Origin of the sequence: Aeromonas lusitana (genome assembly GCF_002812985.1) — a bacterium.
GTDB classification, from domain to species: domain Bacteria; phylum Pseudomonadota; class Gammaproteobacteria; order Enterobacterales; family Aeromonadaceae; genus Aeromonas; species Aeromonas lusitana.
Genome location: NZ_PGCP01000005.1, coordinates 155,935 through 168,204 on the forward strand (window position 1 = coordinate 155,935; position 12,270 = coordinate 168,204).

The window sequence follows — 12,270 nt, forward strand, 5'->3', positions numbered from 1 at the left end:
TTCACACTTGCATCAGTCGAGGTAATCCTCGGTCGGGATGCAAGAGCAGAACAGGTTGCGATCCCCGTACACGTCGTCGATACGGTTGACCGACGGCCACAGCTTGGCGGCGCGCACGGCGTCGGACGGGAACACCGCCTCGGCGCGGGTGTAGCCGCGAGCCCACTGCTCGTCCATCACGTCGTCCTGGGTGTGGGGCGCGTGCACCAACGGGTTGTCGGTCAGGCTCCAGTGGCCGTCCTGCACCTTGGCAATCTCGGCGCGGATGCGGGTCATGGCTTCGACGAAGCGATCCAGCTCGCGCTTGGATTCGGATTCGGTCGGCTCAACCATCAGGGTGCCCGCCACCGGGAAGCTCATGGTCGGCGCGTGGAAGCCGTAGTCCATCAGCCGCTTGGCCACGTCCATCTCGCTGATGCCGGAGGCTTCCTTGAGGGGACGTATGTCCAGGATGCACTCGTGGGCGACCCGGTTGTTGCGACCGGTGTAGAGCACGGGGAAGGATTCCCCCAGCTTCTTGGCCAGGTAGTTGGCGTTGAGGATGGCCACCTGAGTGGATTTTTTCAGACCCTCATCCCCCAGCATGGCGATGTACATCCAGCTGATGGGCAAAATGCTGGCCGAACCGAACGGGGCCGCCGACACGGCGCCATTGCTGCGGCTCTCCTTGTCGGTCTTGACCACGGCGTGGCCGGCCACGAACGGCGCCAGATGTTGCTTCACGCCGATGGGGCCCATGCCAGGACCGCCACCGCCATGGGGAATGGCGAAGGTCTTGTGCAGGTTGAGGTGGGAGACGTCCGCGCCGATAAAGCCCGGCGCCGTCAGCCCCACCTGGGCATTCATGTTGGCACCGTCCAGATACACCTGACCGCCGTGCTGGTGCACTATGTCGCACACCTCCTTGATGGTCTCCTCGTACACCCCGTGGGTGGACGGGTAGGTCACCATCAGGCAGGAGAGCTGATCCCCCACCTCGGCGGCCTTGGCACGCAGATCGTCCAAGTCCACGTTACCGAACTTGTCGCAGGCGGTGACAATGACCTTGAGGCCTGCCATCTGGGCAGAAGCCGGGTTGGTGCCATGGGCGGAGGCCGGGATGAGGCAGACATCGCGATGCCCTTCGCCGCGAGACTCGTGGTACTTCTTGATGGCCAGGAGGCCCGCGTACTCGCCCTGGGCACCCGAGTTCGGCTGCATGCAGACGGCGTCGTAACCGGTCACCTTCACCAGCCAGTCTTCCAGATCTGCCAGCAGCAGCTGATAGCCCTGGGTCTGGGCCAGCGGTGCGAACGGGTGCAGCTTGCCAAACTCTGGCCAGGTCACCGGGATCATCTCGGCGGTGGCATTGAGCTTCATGGTGCAGGAGCCGAGCGAGATCATGGCGTAGTTCAGGGCCAGATCCTTGGCTTCGAGACGGTGGATGTAGCGCAACATCTCGGTCTCGGAGTGGTACTTGTTGAACACCTCGTGGGTCAGCACGGCGTCGGTGCGCAGCAGATCTTGCGCGATGGCGTGATGGGCCTGCGCCTTGGTATCCAGGGCAGCCACATCCAGGCCGTGGCCCTGGCCGAGGAAGAGATCAAACAGCTCGACCACATCCTCGCGGGTGGTGGTTTCGGAGAGCGACACGCCCACGGCGCCGTCCAGATCCGAGCGCAGGTTGATGCCAAGGGCCTCGGCCTTGGCAACCAGCCCGGCCTTGCCTGCGGTCAGTACCGTCAGGGTATCGAACCAGCTGTCGTGCTTGAGGGCCACGCCCTTGGCCTTGAGGCCCAGCGCCAGGATGCTGGTCAAACGATGCACGCGGGAGGCAATGGTTTTGAGGCCAACCGGGCCGTGGTAGACGGCGTAGAAGCTCGCCATGTTGGCCAGCAGCACCTGAGCGGTACAGATGTTGGAGTTCGCCTTCTCGCGGCGGATGTGCTGCTCGCGGGTCTGCATCGCCATGCGCAGGGCCGGCTTGCCACGGGCATCCTTGGAAACGCCTATGATGCGGCCCGGCATGGAGCGCTTGTAGGCATCGCGGGTGGCGAAGAAGGCGGCGTGGGGACCACCGTAACCCATGGGCACGCCGAAGCGCTGGGCGGAGCCGAACACCACGTCGGCCCCCAGTTCACCTGGGGATTTAAGCAGCAGAAGCGAGAGCATGTCGGCGCCGACGCAGGCCAAGCCCTTCTGGGCCTGGACCGCGGCGATCAAGGCCCGCAGATCGCTGACGTTACCCGTGGTGCCAGGGTATTGGAACATGGCACCGAACACTTCCTCGCTCACCGCCTGGGCGGCGGGACCGACCTGGACGTCGAAGCCAAAATGCACCGCCCGCTCCTTGACCACGTCGATCACTTGCGGATGTACGTCGTCTGCCACGAAGAAGAGGTTGGACTTGGATTTGGCCATGCGCTTGGCGAGCGCCATGGCTTCGGCGGCGGCGGTGGCTTCATCCAGCAGGGAGGCGCTGGCCAAGTCCATGCCGGTCAAATCCAGGGTCAGCTGCTGGAAGTTCAGCAGCGCCTCGAGACGGCCCTGGGCCAGCTCGGGTTGATAGGGGGTGTAGGCGGTATACCAGCCCGGGTTTTCCAGCACGTTGCGCAAGATGACGTGGGGCACGTGGGTGTCGTGATAACCCATGCCGATGTAGCTCTTGGCGATCTGGTTCTTCGCGGCGTAGCCCTTGAGTTTGGCCAGGGCCTCCACTTCGGTCATGGGGGCGCCGATACCGAGCGGGCCGGGACGGCGGATGGCGGCGGGGACGGTCTGATCGATGAGATCGTCCAGGCTCTCTGCGCCCACCACGGCCAGCAGGGCGCGCAGCTCTTCCTCACCCGGGCCAATGTGGCGGCGGATGAAGTCGGTTTTTTGTTCGAGTTCAAACAGTGACTGAGTCATTTCCCTGATTTCCTGCTAAATAGGTCCTGCTAATAAGTCCTGATAGACATTCCCGAGCCGGCGGCGCCGGCTCCACTCATGTTCTGTGTCACGGGCACTGGGTACGGACACGGGATGCGGCTGGCGCATCCAGGGGGTCGCGGTTCTGGCACCTGTCCGTCTCATCCAAGAGGAGAGAAGGGCTGGCACGGGCGACTTCACCCGGCCGCCAGCGTACCAAGGCGGCTGGCGGCCAAACAAAAAGGCCCTGCAAATTATTGCAGGGCCCGGCATTCTTAGTCTTCGTCGACCACGTTCTGGTAGCCTTCGGCATCCAGCAGATTGGCGAGCTCGGAGGCGTCGTCCAGCTTGATGCGGAACAACCAGCCGGCGCCGTAGGGATCGGAGTTGACCAGCTCTGGGCTGCCTTCCAGCTCTTCGTTGATGGCGATGATCTCGCCGCTCACCGGGCTGTAGATGTCGGAGGCGGCTTTCACCGACTCGGCCACGGCGCAATCTTCACCGGCGCCGATTTGCTTGCCCACTTCCGGCAGATCGACGAACACCATGTCTCCCAGCAGATCCTGGGCGTGCTCTGTGATACCGACCACGGCCTCACCGTTGGCTTCAACACGGACCCACTCGTGGGAGGTGGCATATTTCAGTTCGCTCGGGATATGGCTCATTTCTGCTTCCTTTATGCTCTTGAATCGCTTCGACAAAAAGAACTGGCGAAGGGTGACTCCCTTCACCGCAATAGATTGTTACACCAATGGCTGGCCGTTGCGCACGAAGGCCGGTTTGGTGACCTTCACAGTGACCAGCTTCTTGCGGATCTCCACCTGGGCCTCGGTGCCGATATCGCGGGGCACCCGCGCCAGGGCGATGCTGTACCCCAGGGTTGGTGAGAAGGAGCCGGAGGTGATAATCCCCTCACGCTGCTCACCGCTCTCGCTGGTAAAGGTGACCGGCATGCCGGCACGCAGCACCCCTTTCTCTTCCATCACCAGACCCACCAATTTGGGCTGGGTACCGGCGGCCTTCTGGGCTTCCAGGGCGGCGCGGCCGATAAACTGGCGATCGCTGGGTTCCCAGGCCAGGGTCCAGGCCATGTTGGCGGCCAGCGGAGAGATAGACTCGTCCATGTCCTGGCCGTAGAGGTTCATGCCGGCTTCGAGGCGCAGGGTGTCACGGGCACCGAGACCACAGGGGGCCACGCCGTTGTCCAGCAGCGCCTGCCAGAGGGCGCAGGCCTGCGGCTCGGGCACCACTATCTCGTAACCGTCTTCGCCTGTGTAGCCTGTGGTAGCGATGAAGAGATCGCCGGCCTGCACGCCGAAGAAGGGCTTCATGCCCGCCACGGCGGCGTTTTGCTCAGGGGTGAACACCTTGGCCGCCTTGGCCTTGGCCTGCGGGCCCTGCACCGCGATCATGGCGAGTTCCGGGCGCTCGGTGACGCTCACGGCAAAGTCGATGGCGTGGTGGCGGATCCAGGCCAGGTCTTTCTCGCGGGTGGCGGAGTTCACCACCAGGCGGTAGAAGGTGTCGCCGAGATAATAGGTGATGAGGTCATCGATGACGCCACCGTCCGGGTTGAGCATGCCGCTGTAGAGGGCCTTGCCGGGGACGGTGAGCTTGGCCACGTCGTTGGCCAGCAGGTGTTGCAAGAAGGCTTTGACGCGCTCGCCGGTCAAGTCGACGATGGTCATGTGGGAGACATCGAACATGCCCGCATCGGTGCGCACCGCGTGGTGTTCTTCGAGCTGGGAGCCGTAGTTTATGGGCATTTCCCAACCGTGGAAGTCCACCATCTTGGCACCGGCTTCCAGGTGCTTGGGATGCAGTACAGTAGTCTGGATCATCGCATTCTTTCCTTAGCAAAGAGCCCTAAAGCGTTAGCGGCAACACCTGCGACGTCCATCTCGCTGACCTCTCGGGAAGAGAGACAGGATCACAAGGTCTGTGCTCGTTCCTGCCCTTGCCGGGCAAGAGTGATTCCTTGAACGGAGCGGATTATATGACAAGAGCGAGATGCTACCGCTCAAAAAAAACTAATCCGCCCCCGTTAAACTGACACCAGACACTAAGGCAAAAACAGTGATAAAAACAGTAGAGGAGCGGCTTTTGCGGGATTTAATGTTGATTTTCACCGTTTCGTCACAATTTACAGAAAAACGTTTCGCCTCGCGCCAACATTAAAGGCTGGTCCCCGGAAGGGACATTCAGCCTTGTCAGATTAGATTTATTGTTAAAAACCCCGAGTAGGATTAGATTTTTTCACCCTTGGCCAGGGCCGGCAGCTCACCGTCCAGCCCCATGGCGGCCCGGATCACCTGGGTTTTGAGGGGCGTCAGGGCATCGACGGCCCGCAGCCCCAGCCCGCGCACCAGCTTCTTGAGCGGATTGCTGCCACCAAATAGCCGCTTGAGCCCTTCCATCGCCGCCAGCATGCGGGCGGCTTCGCTCTTGCGCCAGCGCTCGTAACCGCGCAGGTTCGCAAGCAAGCCTATGTCCGCGCCCGCGCGCTGGCTCTTGAGCAGTTGCTCGGCCAGGGCCGCCGCGTCCAGCAGGCCGAGGTTCACCCCCTGCCCCGCCAACGGGTGTATGGTGTGGGCGGCATCCCCCACTAGCACCAGCCGCTCGCGGGCAAAGTCGCGAGCATAACGGGCGGTGAGCGGGATGGCGCTGCGCGCCCCTTCCACCTTGCACAAGCCGAGCCGACCATCGAAGGCCGCCATAAGCTGGCGGTTGAACTGCTCCTCATCGCAGTCGCACAGGGCCTCGGCCCGGGCGGCGGGAATGGACCAGACGATGGAGCAGAGATCCGGCTGCCACAGGGGCAGGAAGGCGAGCGGCCCATCCGGGGTGAAGATCTGGCGTGCCACCCCGTCATGAGGCTCCGCAGTGCGCACCGTCGCCACCAGGGCGTGGTGGCCGTAATCCCAGCTAGTAAGCGGAATATCGGCCTGGCGGCGCACCCAGGAGTGAGCGCCGTCGGCCGCCACCACCAGCTTGGCCGAGAGGGCGCGGCCATCGTCCAGCAGCAGGACGGCCCCCGCCTCGCCGCATTGCAGGCTCTGGGCCCGCGCCGGGGTGAGCAGTTGGATATTGCTAGCTCCATTACTACCACCAAGAATGGCATCGAGCAGGGCCAGCTGAATGACCCGGTTCTCCACGATATGGCCGAGGGCCGACTGGCGCAGGCTGGCGGCGTCAAAATCGATATGGCCGAAGCTGTCTTGCTCCCACACCGCCATCTTGTCGTAAGGCTGCAGCCGCCGCCCCTCGATGCCGGCCCAGGCGCCGACCCCCTGCAATATGTGCTGGCTGGCGAGGCTCAGGGCGCTGACCCGGTTGTCTGGCGCCTCTCCGAGCGCGGGCTCGGGCAACTGGCCCTCCACCACGGCTACGCTCAGGGCGCTGTTTTTCAGGGCGGCGGCGAGCCCGAGGCCCACCATGCCGCCCCCTACTATAACCAGATCCACCGTCTGCATTTGCATCATCTATTCCTTCACAGGCCGGCCGCCTTGGCCACCGGCATCATCAATCAATTGGCAGGGGAGCCTGCCCTCATCTCGTCGTCTGGCTGACGAAGCCCAGGGTCTGGGCCGCCAGCGGCCCCTTGAGGCAGGCAAATCGCCCCATCAGGGAGAGTGCCAGGTTGCGGCCCGCCACCAGAGGGCCATGACCGTTGGAGAAGAGCTGAGCCAGGGACGAGGTCAGCCAGATGGTGTGGTCCTGATCGTCACGGCGCTGACGCCAGTAGCCGCTGAGCACCTCAAAGCTACCGATGTCCTCCCCGGCCGCGAGCGCCCTGGCCACCGCCTGGGTGAGCAGGTCGAGGTCGCGCATACCGAGGTTGAAGCCCTGGCCGGCGATGGGGTGCAGCAGATGAGCGGCATTGCCCACCAGCACGGTGCGCTGGGCCAGAGGATAGTCGGTGGCGCACAGGGCCAGGGGATAAGCGTGACGCGTGCCGGTGCGTTCGAAGCGCCCGAGCCGCCAGCCAAACGCCTGCTGCAGGCGGGCGAGAAAAGCGTCGTCATCCAGCCCCATCAGCTCGTCCGCCTGATCCCGCCGCACGCTCCACACCAGGGAGGAGAGCCCGTCCTGCATCGGCAAGAGCGCGAGCGGTCCCCCTTCGGTGAAACGCTCAAACGCCCGGCCGGCGGGATCTTCCGCCGTCTTGACCGTGGCTATGATGGCGCTCTGCTCGTAGTCAAGGCGGGTGACCGGCAGCTTGAAGTGCTGGCGCACGAAGGAGTTGCCCCCATCGGCCGCCACCAGCAGCCGGGTCTGGTAGCGCTCGCCACTGGCCAGGGTCAGTGTCACCCCCTCCGCCAGCGGCTCTATGGTCGAGAGCTGGGCCGGGCAGTGCATCCTTATCTGGGGGCAGGCGGCGATCCCCTGCTGCAACGCTATGCCCGCCGCCGACAACTCGATCACCTGACCGAGTGCCGGCAAGCCATATTCCGCCGCAGAGAGGTGAGCCTGGCCGAAATGGCCTCTGTCCGACACGTGGATATGGGTGATGGGGGCGCAGTGGGGGGCGAAGCGAGGCCAGAGGCCGTGGCGGCCGAGGGCCTCGCAGGTGCCCGCCGACAGCGCGATGGCGCGGGCATCGAAACCGGGATGGGCGTTGAGTTCCGGGGCGCTCGCCTCCAGCAGCAGGATCTGCAGAGGCTCGCCCCCTGCATCGCGCAGGGCCGCGAGGGAGAGCGCCAGCACGGCGCCACTCATACCGCCGCCGACGATGGCCACATCGACGTGAACCAATTCAGATTGAGACATGAGATGAGGGAGAGAAGCGAAAACGTGGACTCATGCTATCACAAAGCGGGGGTGCAGGATGCGAAGCCACGGGCAAAAACACGGTGCCGTCAGGGGTTAATCGAGCGCGACCCCAGCAGCCGTCACGACAGACCACAAAAGAGCAGAGCGCCACGGGGCGCTCTGTTTCATCTTTTTGCCGGCAAGGATCAATGCAGGGTTGGCGGGGTGCTCGGGGCATCCGGGCGCTTGCCGAACTCCTCGAACGCCATCATGACCCCGAGGCGCACGTGCTCGTACAGCACCAGGAAGGAGGCTTCGTTCTCCTCGTCCTCCTGATCGAACTCGGCAGAGACCTGGGTGATGCTGGCGATGTCCTGGATCATCTCCTGCAACTCCTCCGAGGCCTTGGAGAGCTCCTGCTGCACCACGCCAAACCCGGCGAGGAAAGCCTGGGACCAATCCACCAGGGAGTCGATGCGCTCGTCGAGCGGCGCCTCGTCGCTTGGCAGCAGCAGTTCAACGCCCTTCTGGGCCATCAGGCTCTCGATGACGCCGTGATAGAGATCGGTCATCACCTGGCGCACCGGGGCCGGCAGACCGAAACCGTCGTTGACCAGATCGTTGAAAGGCGGCAGCCAGCTCTTGTCGTCCAGCACCACACCACCACAGACCAGGCCACAGATCACGCCATGGGCCTCGACAGCCGTTGCCATCAGCTCATGCTGCTCCATCAGGTCGGCCACGGCCGCGTATTTCAGGGGGTTTGTTTTGCTCATCTAAGATCCGCTCAAAGTTCAGGCAAATATGCGAAATTTATGGTCAGGATCCTAGCATTCTCCCCCTTCCAGGGCCAGCAAGGCCTTGAAACTTCTGCATCTGCGCTATATAGTCCCGCCCAGTTGTCCACGTGGATAAAGGCGGAAATCAGCCCCGCCGTATTGAGGAAGGCATGAGCATAGAGGCCGTAGAAATCGTCATTTTGGGACGTCCCTACAAGGTGTCTTGTCCCCTGGGGCAACAGGATGCCCTGCGCCAGGCCGCCGACCAGCTTAGTGACAAACTTATCGAGCTGCGTCAACGCTCCAAGGTCTCCAGCAATGAGCAACTTGCTGTGATGGCGGCGCTCAATTTCTGTCATGAGCTTTGCCTTGAAAAAGAGAAAAACCACCAATACTCTGAGACCATGGACAAGCGGATCAAGATGCTGCAACGCACCATAGAAGCAGCCCTGATCGAGCATGGCCAGTATGGTGAATCCAGCGAACAGGGCCTGCAGCCCTAAGCGCACCGTTTTGAAATTCCCTGGGATGTTTGTCAGCCGGTTCAAGTCCCCGAGCCGATAATCATACCCAACAGGAGATCTATCTTCTGACTATTGCGCATGCTCGGCCCGACCGAGAAGCCTGCGGCCAGTTTAGATTTCCGCCTTGAACTCACGGTTCAAGGGCCCAAACCGGCAACGGCATTCCGGGGTACCAATAGCAAAAAGCCCGTCAGCATCTGACGGGTTTTTTTCTTTATCCGGATGGTGGATGACACTACCTCCCCTCACTCTGCCAGTCGAATCCTGCTGTTATATTGATTCCAGGCAGTGGTTCCCTCTGATACACCTCATCCAATGCCTATCTCCCGGCACGGGTCGCCCCCAGACATAAAAAAAGCCCGCCAGGGTGGCGGGCTTTTTGTGTGTTACCGAACCGGTCAGACGGCCATCTGCTCGTGGGGCGAGCCGTGGTGGCGCAACCAGGCGAAGCTCAGGGCCACCAGCAGCACCATCACCGTCATGATGGCCCCCAGGGTCAGCTGCCCCTGCATGGGGAAGCTGGCCGCCAGCAGGGTGACAATACCCGCCCCCAGGTTCTGCATGCCACCCAGGATGGCACCTGCGGTGCCCGCCTGACCCGGGAAGGGCTCGATGGCGCAGGAGGTGGCGGTCGGATAGAGGATGCCGCTCCCGATGAAGTAAACCGCCGCGCCACCCACCAGGGAGGCCGCACTCACCAGCCCGAACAGCCCCGGCACCAGTATGATGAGGGAGCCGAGCGCCAGGAAGGCGATGCCAAGGCGCATCAGCTTGCCCTGACTCAGGCGAAAACTCAGCTTGGCGGAAAGCCAGGCGCCAAACAGATAGCCGGGCAGCGGCAGCACGAACAGGACGCTGACGGTGCGGGCGCTCAGTTTGAGCACATCGCCGAGCAGCACGCCAGCCGCCGCCTCGAACACGGCCAGACCCGCAAAGGTCGCCATCAGGCACAGCAGGTTGCCCTGAAAGCGCGGGTTGCCGAGCACGTGGCGATAGGCGGCGCTGACCCGCAGCGGCTGCTGACGCGCCGATGCCGGCAGAGTCTCACCAAACCAGGCCAGCAGGGCCAGGGTGGTCACGGCGCCAAAGCCGAACAGGAACCAGTAACCGGCGCGCCAGTTGAACAGCTCGGTCAACCAGCCCCCCAGTACGGGCGCCAGCAGCGGGGAGAAGATCACCCCCATGCTCACCAGGCTGTTGGCCCGGTTTAGCTCGGCGCCGCTGTAGCGATCGCGCATCACGGTACGGCTCATGGCGCCGCCGGCACCGGTCCCCAGCCCCTGGATGAAGCTGCCGGCCAGCAGGGCACCGAAGTGCGGGATCAGCTGAATAGTCAGGGTGCCGACCAGGAACACCATCATGCCGATCAGCAGCACGGGACGACGACCGACTCTGTCCGACAGGGGCCCATAGACGAACTGGGAGAGCCCGTACGGAATGAGATAACAGGCCATCACCGCCTGCAACTGGCCGGAGGCTACATGAAAGTCCCCCGCCATCATGGGAATGGAGGGCACATACAGGGTCTGGGTCATCTGACCCACGGCGACCATAAGAATGGTCAGAAAAAACAGAGGATAGAAACTGTGCCGAGTCATAGCTGTTGTCCGCAAATCATCAAAACGCTGCCACACCCCTGGCAGAGGGCTGCAAGGGGATCCAAACAAGGGTCACTTTAGGGTAAAAAATCTGGCGGAGGACCCGCACCAGCCGGGAGCAGGACGCTCTCTTGGCTGCGGGCATATTAGTGATTTATGTCACAAAAAACGAACGAATCTTTATAATCTGCTTTCCCTAGTTTTTCTAATGTAACGGGGCATCTTGCCCCGTCGGCAATAAAAATCAAGCGGTTATGGGTGATATTACGGTATGGGAGGGGCCATCACCCAATGGCGAGCGCCTCTGGCTGCCTGTTGGGGGATGCGCGTCTCAGCTCGCCTCGCTCCAGGCTCAGACAGCGCTCCCCCATCCTGGCCGCCAGCGCGCCATCGTGAGTCACCAGCAAGAGGGCGCAGCCTATCTCGCCGAGGGAGGCATCGAGGCAGGCCATGGTCTGCTGCTGCGTCAGGGGATCGAGTCTGGACGTGGGTTCATCGGCAAACAGCAGCACGGGGCGCAGCAGCAGGGCCCGGATGAGCGACAGCCGCTGCAGCTCGCCCCCCGAGACCTGGTTTGACAAGCGGCCGAGCAGGGACGGCTCCAGCCCGAGACGTTCAAGGTACTCGACGAGGCCCTGACGGGGCAGCCGGTGGCGCGCCAGCAGATCATCGAACAGGGTGCCAAGGCGCACCCGACTGGCGAAGGCCTGCACCGGATCCTGATAGAGCTTCTGCCAGCGCTGGGGGGCTATCCCCTCCCGGCGCAGCACCCGCCCCCGCCTCGGTTGTTGCAGCCCGAGCAACAGGTTGCCCAACGTGCTCTTGCCCGCACCGCTCGGGGCCATGACCGCCAGCCGTTCCCCTTCAGCCAGCGTCACATCCAGCCCCTCAAACAGGGTCTGCTCCCCATAACCCATGCAAAGCCCCTCCCCCTTGAGCAGCCACTCCCCCTTGGCGGGGAAGCGGGGCGTCGGCCAGGCCGACGGCTCCGCCGCCAACAGCTGGCGGGTATAGCCATGGGCGGGTTGATGCAGCACCCGCTCGGCAGGCCCCTGCTCTATTACCTCGCCGCCCCGGATCACCAGCACCCAGCCCCCCAGCGCGCGGGCTAGGGCCAGATCATGGGTGATGGTCAGCAGATGCCGCTGCTGCGCCAGGTAGCCCTGCAGCATGCCGAGCAGGTTGGCGCGGGCCCCGCTGTCGAGCCCCTTGGTGGGCTCGTCGGCGATGAGCAGTTGCGCCTGCCCCTGGGTGGCCGCCGCGAAGGCGACCCGCTGGGCCATGCCGCCGGAGAGCTGATGGGGGAAGTGGCGCTCACTGCCCCCCAGTCCCAGCACAGCAAGAGAGGCTCTGGCTTGGCTCCGCCCCTCCCCCGGCGCGGCGAACCCGCCCTCTGCCACCTGGGGCTGCACCCGCATGGTGGGATCCAGCGCCAGCACAGGCTCCTGGGGCAACATGGCGAACTGTCGCCCCCACAGGGGGCGCAGCTCCTCTGCCGTCCCCAGGTTATAGTGGTGACCCGCCACCTCCAACTGACCCTGGCCGATAAGCGGTTCGGGCAAGGTGCCCATCAGGGCCTGGGCCAGCAGGGATTTGCCGGAGCCGCTCTCCCCGATCAGAGTCAGGGCCTGGCCGGGCGACAGGGTCAGGTTCAGTTCACGAAGCAGGGCCTGGCGGCCGTCGCTGACGCTCAGCCCCTTGACATGGATAGCGCTCATCTTGACTCCT

The 12,270-nt window shown here is 63.5% G+C and carries 9 protein-coding genes and 1 other RNA gene; 2 read left to right on the forward strand and 8 right to left on the reverse strand.

The genetic code is table 11. The features are described from left to right. Positions 1–12: 12 nt before the first annotated feature. The 6 genes from gcvP to CUC44_RS05640 form a co-directional block, all read right to left on the reverse strand. On the reverse strand, positions 13–2,889 hold the full coding sequence (gene gcvP, locus CUC44_RS05615; RefSeq protein ID WP_100858997.1) for an aminomethyl-transferring glycine dehydrogenase: 2,877 nt from the start codon (positions 2,887–2,889) through the stop codon (positions 13–15). A gap of 275 nt (positions 2,890–3,164) precedes the next feature. Then, positions 3,165–3,554: a glycine cleavage system protein GcvH gene (gene gcvH, locus CUC44_RS05620; protein ID WP_050719884.1), complete on the reverse strand. Its 390-nt coding sequence runs from the start codon at positions 3,552–3,554 to the stop codon at positions 3,165–3,167. Between the two features lie 78 nt (positions 3,555–3,632). After that, on the reverse strand, positions 3,633–4,730 hold the full coding sequence (gene gcvT / locus CUC44_RS05625; RefSeq protein WP_100858998.1) for a glycine cleavage system aminomethyltransferase GcvT: 1,098 nt from the start codon (positions 4,728–4,730) through the stop codon (positions 3,633–3,635). A gap of 405 nt (positions 4,731–5,135) precedes the next feature. Then, complete coding sequence (locus CUC44_RS05630; RefSeq protein ID WP_167388806.1) at positions 5,136–6,368, reverse strand: FAD-dependent 2-octaprenylphenol hydroxylase; 1,233 nt, start codon at positions 6,366–6,368, stop codon at positions 5,136–5,138. A gap of 70 nt (positions 6,369–6,438) precedes the next feature. Further along, positions 6,439–7,659, reverse strand: coding sequence for a 2-octaprenyl-6-methoxyphenyl hydroxylase (ubiH, locus tag CUC44_RS05635; protein WP_100858999.1), 1,221 nt, complete (start codon positions 7,657–7,659; stop codon positions 6,439–6,441). Between the two features lie 188 nt (positions 7,660–7,847). Beyond that, entirely contained in the window at positions 7,848–8,417 is a 570-nt protein-coding gene (locus CUC44_RS05640; protein ID WP_100859000.1) for a UPF0149 family protein, read from the reverse strand. A 173-nt stretch (positions 8,418–8,590) separates the two neighbouring features. Between CUC44_RS05640 and zapA the strand changes: the two genes are divergently transcribed. Together zapA and ssrS are read left to right on the forward strand one after the other, a co-directional pair. Beyond that, positions 8,591–8,923, forward strand: coding sequence for a cell division protein ZapA (gene zapA, locus CUC44_RS05645; RefSeq protein WP_157812746.1), 333 nt, complete (start codon positions 8,591–8,593; stop codon positions 8,921–8,923). A gap of 14 nt (positions 8,924–8,937) precedes the next feature. After that, a non-coding RNA gene (ssrS, locus tag CUC44_RS05650) (6S RNA) lies at positions 8,938–9,119 on the forward strand. A gap of 223 nt (positions 9,120–9,342) precedes the next feature. On the opposite strand, the gene emrD is transcribed toward ssrS, so the two are convergent. Both emrD and CUC44_RS05660 read right to left on the reverse strand, forming a co-directional pair. After that, positions 9,343–10,542 carry a multidrug efflux MFS transporter EmrD gene (emrD, locus tag CUC44_RS05655; RefSeq protein WP_100859002.1) on the reverse strand — a complete coding sequence of 400 codons (1,200 nt, stop codon included), beginning with the start codon at positions 10,540–10,542 and terminating at the stop codon, positions 9,343–9,345. 284 nt (positions 10,543–10,826) lie between these two features. Next, the gene (locus tag CUC44_RS05660) at positions 10,827–12,260 is read right to left on the reverse strand and encodes an ABC transporter ATP-binding protein (RefSeq protein ID WP_100859003.1); all 1,434 of its coding nucleotides are present in this window, start codon (positions 12,258–12,260) and stop codon (positions 10,827–10,829) included. Positions 12,261–12,270: the final 10 nt, after the last annotated feature.

Bases quoted from the DNA above. Each gene is read 5' to 3' on its own strand.
- ubiH (WP_100858999.1), bottom strand. From the start codon at position 7,659: ATGTCTCAATCTGAATTGGTTCACGTCGATGTGGCCATCGTCGGCGGC.
- emrD (WP_100859002.1), bottom strand. From the start codon at position 10,542: ATGACTCGGCACAGTTTCTATCCTCTGTTTTTTCTGACCATTCTTATG.
- CUC44_RS05630 (WP_167388806.1), bottom strand. From the start codon at position 6,368: ATGCAAATGCAGACGGTGGATCTGGTTATAGTAGGGGGCGGCATGGTG.
- gcvP (WP_100858997.1), bottom strand. From the start codon at position 2,889: ATGACTCAGTCACTGTTTGAACTCGAACAAAAAACCGACTTCATCCGC.
- zapA (WP_157812746.1), top strand. From the start codon at position 8,591: ATGAGCATAGAGGCCGTAGAAATCGTCATTTTGGGACGTCCCTACAAG.
- gcvT (WP_100858998.1), bottom strand. From the start codon at position 4,730: ATGATCCAGACTACTGTACTGCATCCCAAGCACCTGGAAGCCGGTGCC.
- gcvH (WP_050719884.1), bottom strand. From the start codon at position 3,554: ATGAGCCATATCCCGAGCGAACTGAAATATGCCACCTCCCACGAGTGG.
- CUC44_RS05660 (WP_100859003.1), bottom strand. From the start codon at position 12,260: ATGAGCGCTATCCATGTCAAGGGGCTGAGCGTCAGCGACGGCCGCCAG.
- CUC44_RS05640 (WP_100859000.1), bottom strand. From the start codon at position 8,417: ATGAGCAAAACAAACCCCCTGAAATACGCGGCCGTGGCCGACCTGATG.